Below are 21,505 nucleotides of genomic sequence, written 5' to 3'. Positions count from 1 at the left end.
GCCAACGCATCCTCAGGATGTCTGCGCTGGAGGCGCCGCGCGCAGGGCCCGGTATTCGGTGGCCGACATCCCCGTCGCGGCCCGGAACGCGCGGGCGAACGCGTGCGGTTGGGGGTAGCCCCAGCGCGTGGCGATGGCGTGGACCGTCAGATGCCGTAGTGCCGGATCGGCCAGATCCCTGCGGCACCGGCTCATGCGCTGCTCACGGATGAACGTGCGCGGCGTGGTGCCGTTGTTCTGGAACACCCGGTGCAGATAGCGCAGCGAGACGTGGTGCGCCGCGGCCAGCGCCTCGGGGCCCAGGGCAGGGTCGGCCAGGTGGTCGGTGACGAAGGCGCTCATCCTCAGGAACGTCCCCTGCTGTTGAGGCTCGCCGTCCCCGTCCCGGGGCGCGTCGCCCCCCTCGGCCAGGACCGCCATCAGCAGATCCACGGCCGTTGCCCCGAGCCCCGCCGCCTGCTGCGGGGTGCAGTGCGGGTACTGCTCAGCGAGCTCCACCAGAAACTGTCCGAACAACCGCCCCACCCCGTGCGTCCAGGGCCTCGACAACCCGCAGAGCGCGGTGAACCGCTGGTGCGGCAACCGCAACAGACCCTTGGGGAACTGGAACAGGAGCGCCCGTCCCGGTGTCTCGCCCGCCTGGGTGTCGAAGGGGCGCGAGCTGTCGAAGAACCCCATGTCGCCTTGGCGCAGCAGGGAACTCTGCCGGTGCTGCGCGATGCCGATCTCGCCCCCCGTGGCCACGGCCACGTGATACATCTCCGGGTCCGACTGGCGCACCAGTCGCGGTGTGCGCTGGGCGACGAGCGAGGCGTACGAGAGCGTCGACAACTGTCCTACGCCCAGCGGCATGATCTCCATGCGGGCGCTGAGCCGCGCTGTCTCCAGGAACTTCACCCGCTGGGTGACCTGCGCCAGAGCCATCGTCTCAACCCATGCGGCGGGCCTTTCCGCTACGGGGACTTCGACGGTGTCGAAGACGATGGGATGCATGTTCGCTCCGGCGCTGGTGGGGGTTCCGGGAACTCAGCCAACTGCAGTGGCGGGTGAAGTGAAAGTGCGTTCCACGCCAACCAGTGTGCGCACGGCGCCAACGACAGTCCGGAATTCGCTCGGCCAGGATCTTGGTAGCCCCCTCCCGGGATGCCGGGGGGTACCGGGAGGCGGGCCGGACCACACACGACGAGGCGACCGTGCCGTAGGCACGGTGGAAGGAACGGCATGCGACAGCAGCTCGGCCGACGCCTGGGACGCGGCGCGGCGGCGTGGGGGCTGGTGGTGGCGATGCTGGTCGGTGGAGGCGCGTTGCCGGGCGCCTCGGCAGCGGCTGCCGGGCCGCAGCCCACGCCCACGTCCCCGGGGAGTGGCTCCCGCCCACCGGGCTCGGCCACGGGAACGGACCTGTCGATCGACAAGCGGTACCGGGGTGAGAACGTGCTGTTCCACCCGCTGATGCTGCCGATCGTGGACCTGCGCCTCGAGTTCTACCGAGAGCTGAAAACCGATCGTGATGAGGCGTTCAACGTGTATCACAACGGGGCCGTCGAGCTGATCAATCCGTTGGGCGTGCCCGCCGAAACGAGGGAGAGGATGCTGAAGGAGCACGCCGTCGCGTCCCCCAGCAACGCCTACTGGCGCAACTCAGTCGTCCAGCTCGACTCGGTGGCCCCGTTCCTGCCCCCGGGCCTCGCGGCCAAGCTGCGCGGCGAAAGGGTGACCCAACTGCTGGCCGTGAGCGCGCTGAACCTCTTCGAGCAGGAGGACGCCAAGTCCAAGAAGATCATTCCGCGCGAGCATTCGGAGGCCGTCCTCCAAGATCACCTCCGGGCCTACAACATACCTCTCAGCGCTCGGGTGCTCGGCGCCTCGGAGCGGCAGCAGTGCACGCTGTGCGCGGGCCTCTACCCGCCGGACATGCCGACCTACTACGCCTGGCGCTTCGGCTTGTCCGTCGAGGAGACGGCGGAACAGCAGCGCCAGATCGCCGCCATAGCCAAGCGGACCGACCGGAGCGCGACGTGGCGCAAAGAGGAGAAGCGGCGGACCAATGAGAGATTCGATGACGTCCGAGGGCTCCGTTCCGATCACGCGCGGCAAGAGCTCGAACGGAAACTGAACGACGTCAAGAAGCTCGACGCCAAGCACCCGAACTCCACGGCGAGCGCGGCCCTCAAACTCTTCGCTCCTCCCGTCGACCCGATCGGCAAACCCTGCCCATCGACCGCAGTCCAGATGGGATTCGCGGCGCTCCGGGCTGCCGGCCCCTGCGACAAGGACGCCGGCGGATCTTCCCCTGCGGACGGCGGAACCGCCGCGGCCACCGGTTTGGGGCAGACACTGGCCGGCGGACCCTCCACGGCACCCGGCGGCATCGACTTCACCACGATGGACCTGCGCTACCTGGCCGACCCGGGAGACGGCAGCGGCCTGCAGTACTCCTTCGAGGCGGGCCGTGACCCCGTGCGCGGGGACGCGCGCACCAGCACCGGAATGAACGCTGCCACCCTCAGCTCGGACGCCTTCTTCGTGTGGCTCTCGCTGCGCCCCGGCGACTTCTGGGTCAATCTCAACCCTGACGAGCCCGACCGCATCGTCGATGCCCGCCTCGGCTCCACCGACGCCGGCCGCGTGCTGCTCCAGGCCGACCTGCGGATGAAGAAGACCGTCGGCACACTGATCCATCCCGACACGGGATCCGGCAAGGAGCTGTGGAACCGCGTCAAAGGGCAGTGCCTGTCGTTCCGCACCTGGATCGTGCCCGCGCCCGCCTCCGTCCACCAGGACGGCGACAAGCTGTACATCCTCGACGCGCCGCTCGACGTGAAGATGGACACCCAATACCTCAAGTCCCGGGGCGTGGCAAGTGGGCAGAACTGTCCGCACCAGGACGCGGCCACCGAGGAGCACAACGAGCAGGTGTACCGCAGTCTGGTGCTGCCCGAGCTGAAGCGGGCCATCAACACCGCCCCGGATTACGCCGACCTGCGCCGCGTCTACCTGGCCCGGGTGGCCGCCGAGTGGTACCGCAACCTGAGCCGCAGCCGGCACACCACTTACGGCGCCCTGATCGACCGGGGAGACGCGAGGGCCTGGCCGACCAAGACGTCCTGGAAACCCACCGACACCTTCAACGAGTTCGTGAAGTCGTACACCAAGGGCGAGTTCAAGGTCACCCGGCGCACCAGTCAAGGCAACACGGACTACGTCACCACCTACACCTACGGGGGTGTGGACCTGACGACGGTACCGCTGCGCGACGCTCCGGCGGCGGCCTTCGCCGCGCAGGTGGAACGCTCGCTGCGCACCTCCGACGTGTCCGGTAAGGATGATTCGATCTGGCTCGGTGCTCCCACGCCCCGGCAGGCCGCCGGTCTGGACGCAGCGGACGGGGCGCTGTCCCCCACCGCCGTGGCGCTCCGTGTGCTGCCCGCCCTGCTGGTGGCGGTGGGCGGGCTGCTGTGGTGGCGCAGACGCCGCCTGAGCGCCGCCGGTTCGGCCAGCCCGCTGCGCCGCGCGGCCGTTTCGCGCCCGCGCTCGCCGTCCCGTACCCGGAGGTTCCGATGACCCACCCCGGCCCTCGACCGCCCGGATCGCCGGAGCCGGAGCTGGAGCCCTCCGGGCAGCCTCGGCGCCCGCACATCCGGCTCATGGCCGCCGTCGGTGTACTCGGCGCGGTGGCGCTCACACTCGGCGCCCTTGCCGCGTTCACCACCGACCCGGCCATACCGCTGCCGGAGAACATGCCCACCCTGCCTTCACGGCCCGGCACGTTCCCGCTGCCCTCCGGTCTCCCGACCGGTTTGCCGTCCGGCTTCCCCACCGACCTGCCGTCGGACTTTCCGACCGGATTGCCGTCCGACTTCCCCACCGACCTGCCATCGGACTTTCCCACCGCACTGCCGTCCGACTTCCCCACTGACCTGCCGTCGGACTTTCCCACCGGGCCTCCCGGTTCTCACCCGTTCGGAGGCCCCCGATGACGCTGCCCCCGCCGCCCCCGCGGACCGCTCCGGACACCTTCCGTCGCCCCTGGCGGATCGCCCTGGCCATCGCTCTCGTGCTCTCCGCGGCCTTCGCCATGGCCCAGGTGCTGTACTGGACCGCACCGGACATCCACTCACCGCTGCCGTGGATGCGGATCTACCTGTTGCCCCAGCCGCCCGCGCTGAAGCTGACCCGGGTGCTGCTGTACACGGGCTGGGGCATCGCCCTGCTGCTCGCCCCGGTGCTGCACGCAGCGCACCGCTCCGGGCGGGTGCGGGTCGTGCGCGCCTGCCGGGCTGCCGTCCTGGCGGTGCTGGTGTTGCCGTACACCGTGATGGCGCTCGACGCTCTCTCCGATGCCCCGCTGACGGCGTTGCTGTGCCTGCCGACCTCCGGTGTCGCGCTCCTGATCGTGCACCGTGCCCAGTTGTACATACGGCTGCCCGCCCGCCTGACGCTGATCGCCTTCGGCTGGGGCGCGCTGGTGGGAGCCGGATTCGCGGCCGTCATGGCCATGTGGTTCGCCTGGTACGCGGGCGGATATCTCATGGACTTCCAACACCCGCGCGGCTCGATCCGCACGCTGCTTGCACTGTCCGCGCTCAACGCGGACCTCTTCGCCGAACTCGGCAAGGCGGCCGGCGTCGCCCTGCTCGTCCTCGTCTTCCGGCGGTACGCCGACGGGCTGGTACCCGGACTGGTGCTCGGAGCCGCCGTGGGCATCGGCTTCAACCTCACCGAAACCGTCCGCTATGTGGCGGAGATCGAACCCGGCCAGGCGGCCGCCCAGTTCTGGACCCGCCAGGTCGTAGGACTGCTGACCGTGCACGCCGCCTTCACCGCGCTGGCGGGAGCCGGGTTCGGCACGGCGATGCGGGCCACCACCCGCCGGGACCGGATCACCGCGTGCGCGGGAGGCCTTCTCGCCGCATTCGGCGGCCACTTCCTGCTCGACACGGCCATGCCACTGCTCGACCGGTGGCGCAAGGACCTGTTCACCGACGACGCGGTGCTCGGGGTGCTCCTGGGCGTTCCGCTGGTCACTCTGCTCGCCACGGGCCCGTTCGTGGTCGCCTGCGTCCTGCTGCTGCGACGGGGACTGCGCGACCAAGCGGGCGAGCTGCGAGCGGCTCTGCGGTTCGAGACGGTGGGCGGCGCCCTCGCCGTGACACCCGCCGAGTGCGAATTGTTGCTGTCCCCGCGCCGTCGCCTGCTGCTCGAACTGCGGGTCTGGCGGCGTGACGGCACCGCCGGGCTGCGCCACCTGATCCGTCTCCAGCAGACCCAGTTGCGCCTGTTGACCTCACCACTGACGCAACAGCGTGATCACGTCATGGAGTTGAAGGGGTTCGCGATGCGTCCGAACGTCCATCCGGCCCATCCCGAGCAAGGAGTCCCGTCGTGACCGTCGTGACCCGATCCCGCACCCCCCGGGCCCTCGCCGTGTTCGCCCCGCTTCTCGCGACGGCCCTCGTCCTGGTGACGCCGGATCCTGCCGTCGCGCAGTGTGCCGCGTCCGACTACCGGGGCGGCCGGGCATTCCCGAGCGGCGGCTGCCCCACGCACGCCGCCGCCACCGCCTCCGCCACCGTCTGGGTCCTCCTGGCACTGGCGGCCGCGGTATGGCTGATACTCGCGATGCGCCGGGCGCGGGCCGTCACGGACGCGGACCTGGCGGTCGTCGACGCAAGCTTCGCGGCCGCCCGGAAGGAGACATCGTCCTGGGAGGACGACAGCATCTGACGCCGTACGACTCCCGGTGAACCTTTCGCTGCTCGTGGCAAGTTGGCGGAGTTTGGCACCGTCAGTCTCCGGGGTCCGGCATCCAGGTTCTGATAAGAAGTGACGATGCAGGAAGAACCCGCTCAGACAGCCATTGATACGTTCGTCTCGGCATTCAACGCGTCTGCCGACAGCTACGTCACGGAGCTGCTCGTCCGAGCTCTCACCCCCGACGTCGTCTTCTGGGGACCGTTGGGGCGCTGCGAGGGTCTGGAGGCGGTTGAGCGCTTCGTGCTGGAGATGCGGCGTCATCCCGCGGGACCGGGCTTGATGGTGCGCGCTTCGGCGGTCGACGCACCTGGGGAATGGGCGCGGTATCGCTGGGTCTACAGCACGCAGGGCAGTGGCCCGACGCTGGCCGGCACGGATGTGGTGCATCTGCGGGATACCAGGATCGACCAGATGATCGTTTTTGCGGGAGACATTTCTGGAGCTGTTTGACAGTGCCGTGGCTGCCGGGTGATCTGCGCCGGCTCCGGCGGCCGGGGGCTCAGCCACTCTCTCCGTGTCCCCGGGCGGGGATGCCGGACGCCGGTAGCGGGCTCATCATGGAACGATGACGGAGATCTTCCCGCCGGTGCCGCTGATGGAGTGGCGGGATACCAAGGAGACGCTGCACCGCTTCGCGCAGATCGTCGGCAAGATCCGCCTCGCGGCGAGCGCCCGGTGCAACCACTGGTGGAACGTCCCGTTCCATGTCACGGGGCGCGGGATCACCACGCGTCCGATGGGGCAGGCCGGCGGGAGCCAGATCTTCACGATCGACTTCGACTTCGTCGACCACCGGCTCGTCATCGCGACGCTGGACGGCGAAGAGCGGTCCTTCCCGCTTCCGGGCCAGTCCGTCGCGTCCTTCCATGACGCGACCCTGGCCGCTCTGGCCGCGCTGGGGGTCCGGGTGGACATCGCCGTTCCCAGGCCCTTCGACCTGCCGGACTCCGGCCGGCCGTTCGCCGAGGACACCGAGCACACGACGTACGATCCCGTGGCCGCCAACCGGTACTGGCGGGTTTTGAGCCAGGTCGCGTGCGTGCTGGAGGAGTTCGCGGCGGGCTACTCGGGGAAGCAGAGTCCGGTGCACCACTTCTGGCACACCTTCGACATCGCCCACAGCCGGTTCTCCGGGCGGCGGATCGACCAGTCCCGGCAGACCGACCCCGTGACCCGGGAGGCGTACTCCCGAGAGGTGATCAGCTTCGGCTTCTGGTTCGGCGACGACACCTTCCCCGAGCCCGCCTTCTACTCCTACACCGCCCCCGAGCCCGCGGGCCTGGCCGGCGAGCCGCTCAGCCCCGCGTCCGCGCGGTGGGTCGCGCGCGGCGACAGCCACCTGGCCGTGCTGCGCTACGACGCGGCCCGTGTCGCGCCCGATCCTCGTGCCGCCGTCCTCGCCTTCTACGAGAGCGCCTACCGGGCCGGGGCCGAAGGCGCCGGATGGGACATCGCGGCGCTCGCGTGCCCCGGAGGCATCACGGACCCGCTCCAGCGGATCTGACTCCCGGACCGGAGGGCCCGGCAGTCCAGCGCGGTCAGTGGAGCTTCTGCTCCCAGTCCGCGGGGACCTTGTCCTGGGGGCCCGGCGTGGACTGCGAAGCCGGGTGCGCGGTGGGCGGGGTCAGCTCCGGCCCCTCGTAGTACTGATCGGTCTCGATGTTCCAGAACCAGTCCTCACCCGGTTCGAAGCTGGTCAGCAGGGGGTGTCCGGCCTCGCGCGCATGTTGCGTGCCGTGCTGCCCGGGCGATGAGTCGCAGCATCCGATGTGCCCACAGGCGGCGCAGCGCCGCAGATGGAACCACCATCCCGCATTGGCCAAGCACTCCACGCACCCAGTTCCGCTGGGCGTCGCGGTCGGATCGAGGCCTGGGATCTGCTGGTCTGCCATGAGGGTTACCTCTCGTGTGAGGCGCCGTTCGGCGGTCAGGTGCCGGTGCCGGTGCGTGCCAGGATGCCCTTCAGCAGGCCCGTGGCCTGCCCTACCTCGATGAGGTACCCGTCCGGGTCGCGCATGTAGCAGCGCAGCTCGGCGCGCCGGTCGATGGGCGGGGTGAGGAACTCGGCTCCCTTGGCGCGGGCCGCCGCGTAGAACTCCTGGAGGTCCGCTACCCGTACGTTCAGGAAGCTGGAGACCGTATGGGGGTCCTCCGGTGTGCGCAGGACGACGTCGGGCTTGTCGTCGGTGGGCCCGCCGCCGGGGTTCATGATGATCCAGCTGTTGGCGACCTTGATGATGCAGGGGTTCTCCTCCAGCACCACCCTTCCGCCCAGTACATCGGCGTAGAACGCCCGCGAGCGCGGAACGTCGCTGACCGTGAGGAAGTGCGTGAGCAGCAGGCCCTCAGCCGGTGCGGGAAGGTCCGCGGCCGACGCGCCTTCGGCGATGAAATCGGACATGCGCCGAGCCTATGGCGCGGGCGGCCGCCCGGCATTCCCACCCGGCGGAACCGGTCGACCGTGGCCCGGCGGCCGGCGGGAAAACGATTCGACGGCTTCGCGGAGTCCTGGCACAGTGGCGCACCATGACCGACGTCGAGCTCTTGACCGCCGCGGACATTCCGCTCATGCAGGGTCTGGCACAGCGCGTCACCGCCTCCCGCCCGGACCTGATCAGCGCCGGCGCTTCGTACGGGGAGCTGGCCTGGGTCTGGGGCAAGGGGTGCGCCTCCTACGGCGCGACCTGGCCGCGTCGGCTGTGGTTCTCCGGTGGCGAATTGGTGGCGTGGGGCTGGGCCTTCCTTCCGCACCAGGTGCGGCGCAATGACGGGACGGCCACGGACGTCACCGGCGCCTGTCTGAGTTATCAGGTCCATCCTGACCACACCGAACTGGTCGACGAAGTGATCGAGTGGTACGACGGTGTGGCGGCCGGCCTCGAGCGCACGGTGTCGCCGACGACCGCCGCGGAGTTCGCGCTGAAGCGATGGGCGGCGCACGGCTATGGGACCGACGTGGGGGCGCTCGGTGACACCGGCGACTGGACCCAGCTCAACGAGCGGGACCTCACGGATGTGGAGCGGCCGGTGCTGCCGTCCGGATTCCGGTTCCGCACCGCCGACGAGGCCGGACCGCAGGCCGCGGTCCTGGCCCATCTGGACGCGTGGGCTCCCTCCGCGTACACGGCCCGAAGCTACGACGATGTCCGGCAGACGGCGGCCTATCGCGGCGACCTTCACGTCCTGGTGGAGGCGCCGGACGGAACCATGGCATCCTCGACGATCATGTGGTTCGACGAGGTGAACAAGACCGTCGAGTTCGAACCGGTCGGAACGCATCCGGACTACCGTCGGCTCGGGCTGGCAAGGGCGATGATGCTGCACGGGATGCATCTGGCGCGGGCGGCCGGCGCCACACATGCGACGGTCGTCTGCCTGGGTGCGCCGGGGCACCCCAAGGCGCGCGGGCTGTACTACGGCCTCGGGTTCCGGGAGCTCTCACGGGACGCGCCGCTCATCAAGACCAAGACCACGGCCAGAACCACGGCCAGGACCACTACCGCGGGCTGAGGACTGGTCGTTCGGGCCGTCGCCGGTCAAGCCACGCTGGCGCGGGCGACGACGCTGGCCCATGTACTGGACGGCGGCAGCCATCCCAGCGTGTTCCATCGCATCAGCCATGGAAGAGATCCAGCCGCGGCCTGCGTATGACATGATTCTGAACGCGTTCAATATTGCGTTGCCGGGATGGTGGAGGAGTCAGCCATGCGCTGGATCAAGCCGGACAGTCACAGACTGAAGGCCCGACTGAAGAACCTCCTCGCTTCGGAGGCCGGCCCGGCGGAAAAGATCCGCAAAGCGCAGCGGGTGTCGAGGATGTGGAAGGTCTGGCTGCTCTCAGCTGCCTGGATCATTGTCTCAACGGCAAACCCCTTGGTGCAGGAGTGGTTGGCTCCGAACGGTGACTTGACGGGGATCTCGCTGCCGGTTTCCTTCATCGTGGTCGGCGTTGTGGGTTTGCCGTTGGGTGTGGGCTTCGGACGCCTTGGCGCCCTGCGCGAGGCCGCGGTCGCCGCAGTGCTGTCGGTCATGGCGACGGCGGCCCCGGGCGTTGAGAGCTTCGGTCCCTACTCGAGCAGAGTGTGGACGCCCTTCTCGGCCATCGTCGTGGCCCTTCTCTTCGTGGTTCTGGCGCTGCCGCTGCCGGGGCTCGGGCTCGTTCTCGGCTGGGCGCTGAGAGATTGGCGGGGCTCCTGCGCGCGGCACCGGACTGATTGCGTAGGCGGAAGGCGGCAACCCTCGGCGCCGGCTGCGCACCCCACGCCGTGATCAGCGGCGGCAGAAAGGTCGCGGAACGCCGATGAGGCTCCGCCGGGAATCCTCCAGAGAGCCTGACCTGCTGGTCGGCATCGGCAGCGGCTGCACCAGCGGCTGCCGCCGGCTTGGCCGCTTCCGCCGATCCGCGGACGGGTCCGGCCCGGTGGCGTGCGCCCGGACCGGACCCGTGTGCCACGGACGGGGTCAGCGCCGGGCGGCGGTGGGGCCTGTTTGGAAGTGCTGGATGTTCTCGCTCAGGAAGGCCTCCAGCGTGCGGGGTTCGCGGCCCAGGATTCGGGAGACGGTGTCCGTGGGCTGTTCCGGCCGGGTCACGGCCAGTTGCTGGATCTCGACGATGTGGGCGGCCAGCCAGTCGGGCAGGCCGCCGTGCTCGACCAGGTTCTGCCGCATGGCCGCGGGCGGCAGGTCGACGTACTCGATACGGCGTCCGAGCACCGAACTCAGCAGCTCGGCCAACTCGGGCTGGCTGAAGGTACGCCGCCCGGTGAGGGTGTAGGTCCGCCCGGCGACCTGGGGTCGCACCAGCGCCTCGGCGGCGACGTCACCGATGTCGCGGCAGTCGACGTAGTTGCAAGCGGCGTTCCCCAGGGAGCCGAGGACGACGCCTCGGGCCACGATCGCCGGTGCCAGGGTCAGCAGTTTCTGCATGAAGGCGTAGGGGCGCAGCAGGGTGTGGGTCAGGCCGCTCTCGCGCAGGACTTCCTCGATGCTGTGGTGCCAGCGGGAGATGGCGACCGGGGAGTTCGGGGCGGCCGCCGGGGCGGAGAGCTTGACGATGTGCCGGATGCCGCTGTCGGCGGCGAGGGTGATGGCGCGGGTTTCCAGAGCGACCTGTGCCGGACTGTTGACCATGCTGATGAAGAGTTGGTCGGCGCCGTGGAAGGCGTTCCGCAGCGACTTCGGGTCCTGTGCGTCCGCCCCTCGGACCTCGACGAGCGCGCGGGCCGCTTCGTCGAGGCCGGCCCACAGGCGGTCGGGGTCGCGGCTCAGTGCCCGGCTCGGCACCCCGAGGGTGACCAGGCGTTGAAGGAGTGCGCTGCCGGTGGCCCCGGTGGCTCCCATGACGACGATCATCGTTGTGCCTTTCGTGTGGTGTGTGCTCCGCGCCAGCGCCAGGTGATGATCCCGGCGGCGAGGGCCGAGGAGAGCGGGAGGTCCAGCCGGAGCCGGTCGGGCCACGACCCGTGGTGCCCGGTGGTCCCGCCCGGCGTCCAGCCGGTGACCAGCCAGGCGACGAGAGATCCGACGGCTGCGGCCCCGATGGTGAGCGCGACCGTCGGTACGATCCGCGGCGCCGTGGTGAGCCACCCGCCCCGGGTGCCACGGCGCTGCAGCCATGAGCCGATCAGGGTGGCCACAACCGCCGAAGTGCCCGCTATGGAGGTGCAGGCGGCGATGGCCAGGTCCGGTTGGGCGCTCGCGACGCCGCCCGCGCCGGCCATCAGCGCTGGTGCCAGGTAGGCCATCAGTACCTCGCGCCACAGGGTGAAGCGGGGCGGCGCGGAGCCACCCGTTTCAGTCATCATTTGATTAGCGTCCTAACTATATGGGCGTGGAAAACCCAGCCCACGGTGGTGGTAAGTAACGGATGCGAGGGGAATGCGAGCCCCGGCAGCTAGTCCTCCGTCAGCGCCGGAATGCCCCGGACGAGACGGCCCAACAGGTCCAGGAAGACCGTCCGCTCCTCGGCGCTGAGCGGGTCCACCATCGCCTGGAGCCGGCTGAAGTGCTCCGGGGCCAACTCCCGCATCTTGCGCGCCCCCCGGGCGGTGAGAACGACGACGGCGGAGCGGCCGTCCTCGGCGGACGGGCGACGGAGCACCAGTCCGTCCCGCTCCAGGCCGTCGAGCAGGCCCGTCACGGTGGCCCTGGAAACTCCGAGGCTCGACGCGAGCTGCGAGGGGGATTTCTCGCCGTCCGCGTCCTCGAGGTCGGCCAGCAGACGGTAGCGTCCGGCGGACAGGCCGAACCGGGAGAAGTGCACCTCGACCGCCTGGCCGAGCCGGGCCCCGGCCGTCATCAGGCGCACCGCGACGAGCACCGCTTGGGGGTCGACGTCGAGGCCGTAACGCCGGATCTGGTATCTGGCCTGATCCAGCGTGGGGATTTCCTCGGGCCTCGGTTCCTGTGCCATGCAAAGTAGTATGGCCACTAATCATTCTCTTCGTCAAGGCGCGCAAGCGACGTCGGACACCGGACCACTCCCCCAGGACGGTCGGCCCGGTCTCGTCGTCAGTGGAACAAGCGCACACCGACCGCAGACGCCCATCACCAGGGTCTACTCGGACTTGTCCACGCGGGTGAGGCGGGCGTAGACACCGCCGGGCCTGCGCCCTTCAGCTGGGTCGACCGTTCCCGGCAGACGGCACGGTGCTGCCCGCGCCGGTCACTTCCGCTCCAGTGCGGCCAGCCGCAGCTCGAGCTGGTCGACCCGGTGCCGCAGCAGGGTGACCTGGGCTTCCAGGCTGACTTCGCGTTCCGCCCTGCGCTGAATGCGCGGTGACGCGGCGGCGCGCTCGATCACCGCGTCCAGCTGGACCAGGCGCTGCGGCCCGTTCGGGCCGTCCACCAGCCGGGACTGGATCTCGCCATTGCGGTACCAGGACCGCAGGGCGGAGCGGGAAACGCCGGTCTCCGCCTCCGCCTTGCCCAGCGTGACCCAGGGCGTCTCGTCCAGCCGCTCGAACAGCTCCAGCTCGTTCTGCCAGCGAGCGAGCCGGTCCTCCCAGTCCGACGGTGTCCCCATCAGACCCTCCCCTCAGCACAGTGACCCTGTCAATACCAGTGTATTGACAGGGTTGAGACCCTGGAAGCATGCCATTCGAAAGATTCACACCGGAAGCCCGCAAGGTGGTCGTCACGGCTCAGGAGGAGGCGAGGCTGCTCAAGCACAGCCACATCGGCACGGAGCACCTCCTGCTGGGGCTGCTCGACGCGCCGGACAGCAAGGCGGCGAGAGTTCTGCAGCAGCTCGGGTACGACAAGGAGACGGCGCAGGCCGATATCGCCGCGGTGGTCAAGCCCGGCACGAAGGAGCGGCGCGGCCACATCCCGTTCGCGCCGCACGCGAAGAAGGCCCTGGAACTCGCCCTACGCGAGGCGCAGCAACTGCACCACACCTCCATCGGTACGGAACACATCCTGCTTGCCCTGGTCGCGGAAGGTGAGGGCGTCGGAGCGAACGTACTTGCCGAGCGGATCCGTCCGATCACCAAGATCCGTGCCGCGGTGCTGGCGTCATGGGAGGGATCGCAGGACGTCGCGGCCGACTCATGGCCGGCCGGAACCTCCGCCACCGAGGACACCGTGTCCGCGGCCAGAGCGCTGGCCGGTGACGCACCGGTCGGCAGCCATCACCTCCTTGAGGCGATGCTGCGGGCGGAGAACAGCATGGCGGCCAAGGCGCTGCGCGAACTCGGGGTCGACCCGGACGCGGTCGCCGCCAAGCTCGACGAACTGGATCCGGAGACGACCACGGACGCAAACCCGGACGAAGGCGCCGCGCGCCTGATGGAGATCCGGCTGGTCGACGATGAGGTGCACCTGATCCTGCGGGATCCGACGACGGTCACGATCGCCAAGAAGGTCATGGAGCTGTCCAACGGCCCGATCCAGGGCGTCGGGCCGGTGGCCGGCCTGTTCGTCCCGCTCTGGCGGTCGACCAACCAACTGCTGCTGCAGATCCAGCGTGTGCTGGAACCGGAACCCGAAGAGGACGAAGCCCCCACGAGCAACGTGGCCAAGATCGTACGTGCGGTCCTCACGCCCCGGCTCCGCCGGTGAACCGGCTGCTCAACGGCGCCCTGCTCGGCCTCGCGCTGGTCGCAGCCCGCAACGAACGGCTGTGACCAGTACTCTCACAACGGACCCTAGTAGGGCACCGTGCCGCACCAGGTCTGCGCCCAGGCAGAGGCACCGTATTGGTTGGCCGCACGCACCGAGACGCAGATCTCGTCACCGGAGTACGGGCCGTTGATCACGTACTTGGTGCCACTGGTGGGCAGGATGCTGTCGACGTTCTTCGTGGTGAAATTGCTGCCCTTGTTGGTGTAGTGGACGTCGTACCGGGTCGCCCGGGGGATCGCCGACCAGGACACCGTGAGCGGCATGTTGCACGCCCCGACACAGGAATTGTTGTAGGCGATGTTGTAGCCCGTCATGGCGGGCGGCCGGGAGCCGGCGGGCGTGGTGGCGGGTTTCGTGGCCGGTTTGGTGGCGGGCGGCCCGGGGGTCGAGCCGACGGGGCTGGACGGACCGGCGCCGCCCGCGCCCGAGGGGCCGGACCCGCCACCGGCGGTCGGATTGCTACTGCCGCCACCACCTGGTGGCGCCGAACTCCCGGTGCCACCCTGGGTGTTCTGCTCACCCGTCGCGCCCTGCGCCGTGGAGGGCGAACTACCGGCCGTTCCGGGTGCGTTGCTGCCCGCGGGAACAGCGCTCAAGCTGCCGGCCGGCGACTTGGCCTCCGCTCCGGCCCCGCCACCGCTGTCGAAGGTATGGAGCAGCGCGGCCGTGCCGCCACCGACGGTGATGACGGCGACGATGGGCAGCACGATGAGCGTGCTGCGCCGACGGGGCCGTCGTTCGCGCTCCCCCGTGGGGACGCCTCCTGCGGCCGGTAGGACGTCGGGAATCCCGGCCTGCGGCCGCAGACCGACGGTCGCCCGGTCCACGGGCTCCTCCCGAAGCGGCTCCGCCTCGGCATCGAGCAGCCGCGCGGACTGCTGCGCGAGTTGCGCGACCACGGCGGCAGGCAACCAGGTGCCGAGCGTGATGAGGGGACGTGTCCGCTCGGGACCGTCCAGCAACTCGTCGACGCCGGGCCGTTCGCCGGGATCCTTGATCAGACAACGGGCGATGAGCGCCCGCAACGAGGCATCCTCGACGCCTGTCAGATCGGGCTCGCCCTCGACTATCTGGAACATCACCGCATGCTGATTGCTGGCCCCCTGCCCGAACGGCAGCTTCCCACTGGCCGCATACATCAGCACGCAGCCAAGGGTGAACACATCGCTCTTCACCCCGGCGCGCTGCCCGCGCACCTGCTCCGGCGACATGAACCCCGGAGAGCCGACGACCATCCCCGTACTGGTCAGCAAGGAGTCGACGGACGTTTCGAGCGCCCGCGCGATCCCGAAGTCGATCACCTTCGCACCGTCCACGGTGAGCATCACGTTGGACGGCTTCAGGTCGCGGTGCACGATCCCGGCGTCGTGAATGTCCTTGAGCGCCTTCAGCAGCCTGAAGGTGAGGGCATGCAGGGACGCGGTCGGCAACGGCCCGTGCCGCCGGACGACCTGCTCGAGCGAGAGCCCGGGAACGTACCCGGTGGCGACCCATGGCGGCTCGTCGTCCGGACCCGCGTCGAGCACCGGCGCCGTGTACTGCTCGCCGACCCTCCGTGCCGCATCGATCTCCCGCCGGAACCGCGCCCTGAACTGTTCGTCGGACACGTGCTCCTCGTGCACGACCTTCACCGCGACGGTCCGCCCGCTGTCCGACCGTGCGAGGAACACCCGCCCCATGCCACCGGCGCCGAGCCGCCCGAGCAGCAGATAGGGCCCGATGCGCGCCGGGTCGCTCACCGCGAGCGGTTTGATGCCCCCATCGACGTAATCGTCCCGCTCGTCGTGTCCGTCCCCGTTCGTACCGCTCATGATGGCGTGACTCCCCCGGTTCTTCTCGCCTGGTCATCGGCGTAACTCACCTGAGAATAGACACTGTTGATTCACCCGGTGCAGGAGAGGACGCGCGGGACGCCCGGGACGGTTCTCCGCACCGGCTCCCGGACGGTCGACCAGAGAGACGACAGGAGGGTTCGGACGCCGTTTCCGTTCCACAACACGCGGCTGTGATCTGGTCCGCAGGTGCTTCGGCACCTGCTGGGACAATCGCGACCGTGACCCATGAGAGAGCCGTCCCCGACGCCGCGGACGCCGTTCGACCGCTGGAACTCTTCTTCGACCTGGTCTTCGTCTTCACCATCACCCAGGTCGCCTCCATCCTCGCCGCGGCACCAACGCTCCTCAGTCTGAGACGCGTGGCCGTGCTCCTGGTGATCATCTGGTGGATGTACTCCGGCTACGCCTGGCTGACCAACGCGCTCGATCTGGACCGTACCGGCCCCCGCCTGCTCCTCCTGACCGGGACGGCGGGGTTCTTCGTGATGTCGATGGTGGTACCGAAAGCCGCCGGAACGGGGCCCTGGGCGCTGATCTTCGGTGCCAGCTACCTCCTGGTCGTCACGGTCCACCTGGTCGGATTCATCGGCACCTCGGGGCACCTCGGCATCATCCGCATCGGGCCGCTGAACCTGGCCAGCGCCCTGGTGGTGCTGGCCGCCGGGCTCGTTCCGCCGCACGCACGCTTGTGGCTCTGGACGCTGGCGGCCGCGATGGAGGTGATGACACCCCTGGTCACCGGGGTCGCCAAGTTCGCGGTCGGTGCCGGGCACTTCGTGGAGCGCCATGGACTCGCAGTGATCATCGTCCTCGGCGAGTCGATCGCCGAGGTCGGCGCGGCGACCTCGCGAGAGACCAACGTGACCACCTCCATCGTCGGCGCCCTCCTGGCTCTGGTGCTGAGCGCCGAGATGTGGTGGCTCTACTTCGACCGCGAGGAGCGGGAGAGCGAAGCACGGCTGGAACGGGTCCCGGCGCATCGCCGGCCGCGCGTCGCCGTCTACTCCTTCGGCTACGCCTACTACCTGATCATCCTCGGCATCGCGGTCGCGGCAGTCGGGATGGAGAAGGCCATCGACGAGTTCCACCACTCCTCCCACCACCTCGCGGCCCTGCTGCTGCCCCTCGGCATCTGCCTCTACCTGGTCGGACTCGCCTGCTTCCACCGCACGCTGGCGGGCAGCTGGACCCGCCCCCGGCTCACAGCCGTGCTCGCCGTCGCGGCCCTCGTCACCCCCGCCGCTCTCTGGAACAGCGGCGCCTTCGCCCTCGCGACAGCCGCGCTGGTGCTGCTGGCACTCATCGCGTGGGAAAGCGGGCTGGTCCGCGGAACCGGGATCGGCGGAGGGCCTGCACACCCGGCACGGGAGCCTGGCGGCTCCCCCACGCCATAAGAGGCGAGCAACGTTACCGGGTCGCCTCCCGGCCGCCCGTCGCCCCAGCGATTCGATAAGGCCTGCGGGACGACGTCAAACTCAGTGGCCTTCCGCTCCTGCGCAATCCGACACAAGGACGCTGAGCGCCAACCTACCGACGCCCCAACGGCATCAGCGAGTTGCGAAGCGTAGGGATCTTGTCGAGTGGGGAGGGAATCACCGGGAGTGGAGTATCCCTTGTGTTGCATCGCCGTCAACACGGCAGCGTTCAGAGGCTGCCCGGCGCTGCAGGTCGGTCTCCGCCGGCGGGAGAGAGCCCCATGACTCTGTCATGGCCTCGGAGGCTCTCATGCTTCACCTTGTGCTGGTTGCCGCCGTGGGCGGCTGGCTCCTCGTCGTCCTTCTGCTGTTCGGGATCGTCATCGCTCCGGCGGTGTGGTCGAAGTTTCCCGCCCGCCGCCGACAAGCGCTGCGGGTCATGCAGGAACTGCGGCACTGGCTGCCCTGCCTGCTCCCCAACCTGCCCGGTTGGCTGCGGCGGCGATGAACACGGGCATCTCCGACCCCGGGGCGTTGCGGTCGCCGCGCACGCGGAGCCGGGGATTTCCCGGCCGCCGACCCGAGTCGGGGAGCACCCGTAGGGTCTGAGCCATATTCTCGGCCACCGCGAGCACCAGCCGCGAATCCGGACGCGGAAGGCGGCAGCTCAGATGGATGAGAGGGAGGTATCGGGCGCCTACTGATCAATCTGAGCTGGTGGAGAATGCCTTGACGCACCTGAGTCGACCGGGGATGTTGAGTCCCGCCCGGCCGCCGGCCGGGGCAGCCACCTAGCCGGGAGGTTCACCATGAAGTCGACCACCGCTCTCAAGGCCACCAAGAAGATCACCGTCCGCCGTACCGGCGACATCCGCCTGACGTCGGCCGCCTGTCAGTGCCCGTACAGCGCCAACGCGTAACGGTAACGCGGTACGTCCCGCCCGGGCGCGCCGGATCTCCGGTGCGCCCGGGTACGCCGGGTGCCGGCCGATACTGGGGAGCGATGTGAGCGGATCCACCCTTGCGGTGTACGAGTTGAGCTTTGTCCCCGAGGGTGACGGGGTCGTGGTCGGTCGGCTGGACACCGGCACCTACGCGGTCTTTCCCGCCGACGGCGCCGAGTTGCTGCGGCAGCTCTCCGAGGGCCTGCCACTGGACGAGGCCGCCGAGTGGTACGAGCGGACCTTCGACGAGCCGGTCGACGTCGAGGACTTCGTGGCCACGCTCAACGACCTGGGCTTCGTCCGCGAGGACGCCGCGGAACCGGCGGAACCCGCCACCGAAGTCCGCTTCCGCCGACTGGGCCGCGCGGCCTTCTCGCCGGTGGCCTGGCTCTGCTACCTGGCCGTCGTGGCCGGCTGGCTGGTGGCCGTCGCCCGGCACGGCGAACTGCGGCCCGCCCCCTCGCAGATCTTCTTCGTCAAGTCGCTGCTCGCGGTCCAACTCGTGATCACCTTCGGGCAGATCCCGCTGCTGCTCGCCCACGAGGGCTTCCATATTCTCGCCGGCCGGCGCCTGGGGCTGCCGACCAAACTGCGACTGAGCAACCGGCTCACCTACATCGTGGCCGAGACACAGACCAACGGCCTGATGAGTGTGGAACGCCGCAAGCGATACCTGCCGTTCCTGGCCGGGATGGTCTGCGATGCCGTGGTGCTGGGGATACTCGGCCTGATCGCGGCGGCCGGCCGGCACGCCGACGGCAGTTTCCCGCTGACCGGACGGGTCTGCCTGGCGCTGGCGTTCACTGTCGTGATGCGGATCGGCTGGCAGTTCCAGCTCTATCTGCGCACCGACCTCTACTACGTCTTCGCCACCGCGCTGCGCTGCTACGACCTGCACGAAGCGGCCAAGGCGCTGCTGAAGAACCGGGTCTGGCGCCTGCTGCGCCGCCCGGAACGGCAGGCCGACGAGGAGCAGTGGACCGAACAGGACCGCCGGGTCGGCACCTTCTACGGGCCGTTCATCCTGCTCGGCTTCTGCGTGCTGGCCACCATCACGGTCTTCGCCAGCATCCCGGTCACCGTCAGCTACTTCCGCATCGCCGTCCAGGGCATCGGCTCCGGGCATGTCGATCCGCACTTCTGGGACTCGCTGCTGTCGCTGGGTATGAACGTGGCCCAGGTCGTCGCGTTGATCGTGCTCTCCCGGCGCAAGCGCCGCGCCTCGTACGGGGCGCCCTCGGCGCCACTGTCCCGCTCCCTGTCCACGACCTCTCCGAGCGAAGGGTGAACTGACATGGCCGGTCATCGCAGGATCATGGGCGGCAGCCCGGCAGCCCGGCCGGGGTACGCGGGTACCGAGGGGCACGCCGTCGTGGCCCGCTGCCACCGGCAGCTGCGCGGTCCGTACACCGGAGTGGACACCGTACTGCGGGCCGTACTGCCCGAGGCGGTCCGTCGGTGGCCCGAACTGGTGGAGCACCACCGGGTGGAACTGCTCTACGGCATACCGGAGTTGGCCGAGCTGATCGGGCCGGCCCCGCGCACCCTGGCGAACGAGTCCTCGGTCAAGGAACGCACCCGGTTCTTCGGCGCCGGGATGATCCGCTGCATGAGCCAGGGCATCGTCACCTTCCTGCTCGAGTACGCCCGCCGGATGCGGTCCAGCGGCGAGCCCGCCCCCTGCCTGGTCTTCGACGAGGTGGCGGAGGCGGAGCCGACCACGCAGGAGTTCATCGCCGTACTGGTGCGCCGCGCCGACCCGCAGCAGCTACAGGTGGTGGTCCGCGGTGCGGAGGGCGAGCTGCCCGACGAGCTGGCGCGGGTGCTGGACCGCTGCACCGAGCGGACCGACGCCGGGGCGCCGGCGCCCGGATCCGATACCACGCGCAGCGAAGCCGGGTCGGCCGAGTGGGCCGAGGCATACGTGTCCGGCGACGGTACGAGCAGCGACCCCGACGAGCTGCGCGCCTACCAGCACGCGGAGCCGGCCCTGCGCGCGCGGCTGCACGACCGGCGCGCACAGGAGCTGGAGGACGCGTCCCCGGGCTGGGGGGTCCGGGTCGGCGCCCTCGCCTACCACCGCGAGCACGGCAGCGATCCGTCGGGCGCCGGGCGGCTCGCCCTGCTGGCGGCCCAGCGCTACTGCGTCGAGGTCGGCTTCTCCGCGATGGTGGTCGACCTCGGCCTGCGCGGCCGGGCGGTCACGGACCCGGACGCCGAGCAGCACGACTTCTGGGACTTCACCCAGCAGGCGGCGCACGCCTGCGTCCCGCTCGACCGGCTGGACCAGTCGATGGAGCTCTACCTGGACCTGCTCCAGCGCTTCCCGGATCCCAAGGTCCACATGATGACCAGCTACTCGATCGCGATGCTGCACACCCGCTTCCTCCGGCCGCGCGACCACGACCAGGCGCTGCGCTGGCAGAACAACGCCGCGGCCATCGCCGGGATCCTGCCCGACCCGGCCGAGCGGCTCACCTTCAGCGTCTTCCACGACAACGGTCTGGCGCTGGTGGAGATGCACCGGGGCAACCTGGGGCGCGCCCTGGAACTCGTCGAGTTCTGCATGGCCCGACTGGACGCGCAATTGACGGGCGATGAGTGGCAGCTGCACCGCTCGCAGTTGCTGTACAACCGGGCACGGCTGCTGACGGCCACCGGCCGGCTGGACGAGGCGTTCGCCGACTACTCGACGCTCGTCGACCTCGACCCCTACTACACCGACTACCTCTCCGAGCGGGCCCGGATCCACCGCACGCGCGGCGACTTCGCAGCAGCCCTGGCCGACTACGACCGCGCGGTACAGCTGGCCCCGCCGTTCCCCGAGCTCTTCTACAACCGCGGAACGGCGCGCGTCGAGAACGGTGACACGGAGGGTGCGCTGGCGGACTTCGGCTACGTCCTGGAGATGGAGCCGGACGACGTCGACACCCGGCTCGCCCGGGCCGAACTGCGACTCGACCTCGAGAACTTCGACGCGGCGGAGGCCGATGTGACAGCCGGCCTCGAACTGCGGCCCGCGGACCCGCGACTGCTGTGCATGCGCGGCACCATTCTCCTGCAACGCGGTGCGCTCGCCGAGGCTTTCGAGGCGCTCAACTCGGCCGTCGACCTCGACCCGGACTACCCGGCGGCCCTCCTCAACCGCGCCGTTGTCCACTACCAGCAGGACCGCTACCAAGCCGCCGTCCAGGACCTCACCGCCACCCTGGACCTGGTCGGCGACGACCCGGACGTGCTGCTCAACCGCGGCATCGCCTACCAGGCCGAGGGCAAGCGCGACCTCGCACTCGCCGACTTCGACCGTGCGCTGACCCTGCCGGGCGCGGATGTACCGGAGTTGCGGGAGCAGCGCGAGCACTGTCTGACGTGAGGGCCGGTGAACGGCGCGCGGCCCACCCCGCAACTGCATGAGACCCCGGTGCCGAGA

At 69.7% G+C, this 21,505-nt stretch carries 21 protein-coding genes; 13 read left to right on the top strand and 8 right to left on the bottom strand.

Annotation, left to right across the window (positions count from 1 at the left end; all coding sequences use genetic code 11):
* Nucleotides 1-12: 12 nt before the first annotated feature.
* Entirely contained in the window at nt 13-993 is a 981-nt protein-coding gene (locus tag LNW72_RS39790) for a helix-turn-helix domain-containing protein (protein WP_250979896.1), read from the bottom strand.
* A gap of 228 nt (nt 994-1,221) precedes the next feature.
* Between LNW72_RS39790 and LNW72_RS39785 the strand changes: the two genes are divergently transcribed.
* The 6 genes from LNW72_RS39785 to LNW72_RS39760 all read left to right on the top strand — a co-directional run bounded on the left by LNW72_RS39785 (nt 1,222) and on the right by LNW72_RS39760 (nt 7,261).
* Nucleotides 1,222-3,564: a hypothetical protein gene (locus LNW72_RS39785; RefSeq protein ID WP_250979895.1), complete on the top strand. Its 2,343-nt coding sequence runs from the start codon at nt 1,222-1,224 to the stop codon at nt 3,562-3,564.
* Nucleotides 3,561-3,980 (top strand): hypothetical protein, encoded by a 420-nt coding sequence (locus LNW72_RS39780; protein ID WP_250979894.1) that lies wholly within the window; start codon nt 3,561-3,563, stop codon nt 3,978-3,980. Before LNW72_RS39785 ends, LNW72_RS39780 begins: the two co-directional genes overlap by 4 nt.
* Nucleotides 3,977-5,389, top strand: a complete 1,413-nt coding sequence (locus LNW72_RS39775) for a PrsW family glutamic-type intramembrane protease (protein WP_250979893.1) — start codon at nt 3,977-3,979, stop codon at nt 5,387-5,389. Before LNW72_RS39780 ends, LNW72_RS39775 begins: the two co-directional genes overlap by 4 nt.
* Entirely contained in the window at nt 5,386-5,727 is a 342-nt protein-coding gene (locus LNW72_RS39770) for a hypothetical protein (RefSeq protein WP_250979892.1), read from the top strand. The genes LNW72_RS39775 and LNW72_RS39770 overlap by 4 nt, the downstream gene beginning before the upstream one ends.
* Nucleotides 5,728-5,832: 105 nt before the next feature.
* A complete protein-coding gene (locus LNW72_RS39765) occupies nt 5,833-6,207 on the top strand; it encodes a nuclear transport factor 2 family protein (protein WP_250979891.1) in 375 nt (124 codons plus the stop codon).
* Nucleotides 6,208-6,322: 115 nt separating this feature from the next.
* On the top strand, nt 6,323-7,261 hold the full coding sequence (locus tag LNW72_RS39760) for a DUF5996 family protein (protein ID WP_250979890.1): 939 nt from the start codon (nt 6,323-6,325) through the stop codon (nt 7,259-7,261).
* Nucleotides 7,262-7,295: 34 nt separating this feature from the next.
* Here LNW72_RS39760 and LNW72_RS39755 read toward each other — a convergent pair whose 3' ends face one another.
* Together LNW72_RS39755 and LNW72_RS39750 are read right to left on the bottom strand one after the other, a co-directional pair.
* Nucleotides 7,296-7,649: a UBP-type zinc finger domain-containing protein gene (locus LNW72_RS39755; protein ID WP_250979889.1), complete on the bottom strand. Its 354-nt coding sequence runs from the start codon at nt 7,647-7,649 to the stop codon at nt 7,296-7,298.
* Between the two features lie 35 nt (nt 7,650-7,684).
* Complete coding sequence (locus tag LNW72_RS39750) at nt 7,685-8,158, bottom strand: VOC family protein (RefSeq protein ID WP_250979888.1); 474 nt, start codon at nt 8,156-8,158, stop codon at nt 7,685-7,687.
* 125 nt (nt 8,159-8,283) lie between these two features.
* On the opposite strand from LNW72_RS39750, the gene LNW72_RS39745 reads away from it, so the two are divergent.
* Nucleotides 8,284-9,267: a GNAT family N-acetyltransferase gene (locus tag LNW72_RS39745; RefSeq protein ID WP_250979887.1), complete on the top strand. Its 984-nt coding sequence runs from the start codon at nt 8,284-8,286 to the stop codon at nt 9,265-9,267.
* 195 nt (nt 9,268-9,462) lie between these two features.
* Nucleotides 9,463-10,026: a hypothetical protein gene (locus tag LNW72_RS39740; protein WP_250979886.1), complete on the top strand. Its 564-nt coding sequence runs from the start codon at nt 9,463-9,465 to the stop codon at nt 10,024-10,026.
* A 192-nt stretch (nt 10,027-10,218) separates the two neighbouring features.
* Here LNW72_RS39740 and LNW72_RS39735 read toward each other — a convergent pair whose 3' ends face one another.
* From LNW72_RS39735 to LNW72_RS39720, 4 genes are all read right to left on the bottom strand, one after another.
* The gene (locus LNW72_RS39735; RefSeq protein WP_308402124.1) at nt 10,219-11,097 is read right to left on the bottom strand and encodes an NmrA family NAD(P)-binding protein; all 879 of its coding nucleotides are present in this window, start codon (nt 11,095-11,097) and stop codon (nt 10,219-10,221) included.
* A gap of 8 nt (nt 11,098-11,105) precedes the next feature.
* Nucleotides 11,106-11,561, bottom strand: coding sequence for a hypothetical protein (locus LNW72_RS39730; RefSeq protein WP_250979884.1), 456 nt, complete (start codon nt 11,559-11,561; stop codon nt 11,106-11,108).
* A gap of 89 nt (nt 11,562-11,650) precedes the next feature.
* Nucleotides 11,651-12,169: a MarR family transcriptional regulator gene (locus tag LNW72_RS39725; RefSeq protein WP_250979883.1), complete on the bottom strand. Its 519-nt coding sequence runs from the start codon at nt 12,167-12,169 to the stop codon at nt 11,651-11,653.
* Nucleotides 12,170-12,421: 252 nt separating this feature from the next.
* Nucleotides 12,422-12,781, bottom strand: a complete 360-nt coding sequence (locus LNW72_RS39720; protein ID WP_250979882.1) for an excisionase — start codon at nt 12,779-12,781, stop codon at nt 12,422-12,424.
* A 68-nt stretch (nt 12,782-12,849) separates the two neighbouring features.
* On the opposite strand from LNW72_RS39720, the gene LNW72_RS39715 reads away from it, so the two are divergent.
* Nucleotides 12,850-13,818 carry a Clp protease N-terminal domain-containing protein gene (locus LNW72_RS39715; protein ID WP_250979881.1) on the top strand — a complete coding sequence of 323 codons (969 nt, stop codon included), beginning with the start codon at nt 12,850-12,852 and terminating at the stop codon, nt 13,816-13,818.
* Nucleotides 13,819-13,904: 86 nt separating this feature from the next.
* On the opposite strand, the gene LNW72_RS39710 is transcribed toward LNW72_RS39715, so the two are convergent.
* On the bottom strand, nt 13,905-15,692 hold the full coding sequence (locus tag LNW72_RS39710) for a serine/threonine-protein kinase (protein WP_250979880.1): 1,788 nt from the start codon (nt 15,690-15,692) through the stop codon (nt 13,905-13,907).
* Between the two features lie 242 nt (nt 15,693-15,934).
* Between LNW72_RS39710 and LNW72_RS39705 the strand changes: the two genes are divergently transcribed.
* The 4 genes from LNW72_RS39705 (at nt 15,935) to LNW72_RS39690 (ending at nt 21,448) form a co-directional block, all read left to right on the top strand.
* Nucleotides 15,935-17,110: a low temperature requirement protein A gene (locus tag LNW72_RS39705; protein WP_250979879.1), complete on the top strand. Its 1,176-nt coding sequence runs from the start codon at nt 15,935-15,937 to the stop codon at nt 17,108-17,110.
* Between the two features lie 331 nt (nt 17,111-17,441).
* Entirely contained in the window at nt 17,442-17,639 is a 198-nt protein-coding gene (locus LNW72_RS39700) for a hypothetical protein (protein ID WP_250979878.1), read from the top strand.
* A 497-nt stretch (nt 17,640-18,136) separates the two neighbouring features.
* Nucleotides 18,137-19,363, top strand: a complete 1,227-nt coding sequence (locus LNW72_RS39695; protein ID WP_250979877.1) for a hypothetical protein — start codon at nt 18,137-18,139, stop codon at nt 19,361-19,363.
* 6 nt (nt 19,364-19,369) lie between these two features.
* Nucleotides 19,370-21,448: a tetratricopeptide repeat protein gene (locus tag LNW72_RS39690; protein ID WP_250979876.1), complete on the top strand. Its 2,079-nt coding sequence runs from the start codon at nt 19,370-19,372 to the stop codon at nt 21,446-21,448.
* The last annotated feature ends 57 nt before the right edge of the window (nt 21,449-21,505 follow it).

Source organism: Streptomyces sp. RKAG293, from assembly GCF_023701745.1.
In the GTDB taxonomy this organism is placed as follows: Bacteria; Actinomycetota; Actinomycetes; order Streptomycetales; family Streptomycetaceae; genus Actinacidiphila.
Note: the sequence above shows the minus strand (reverse complement) of the source record. Positions and strands in the feature narration are given on the sequence as shown.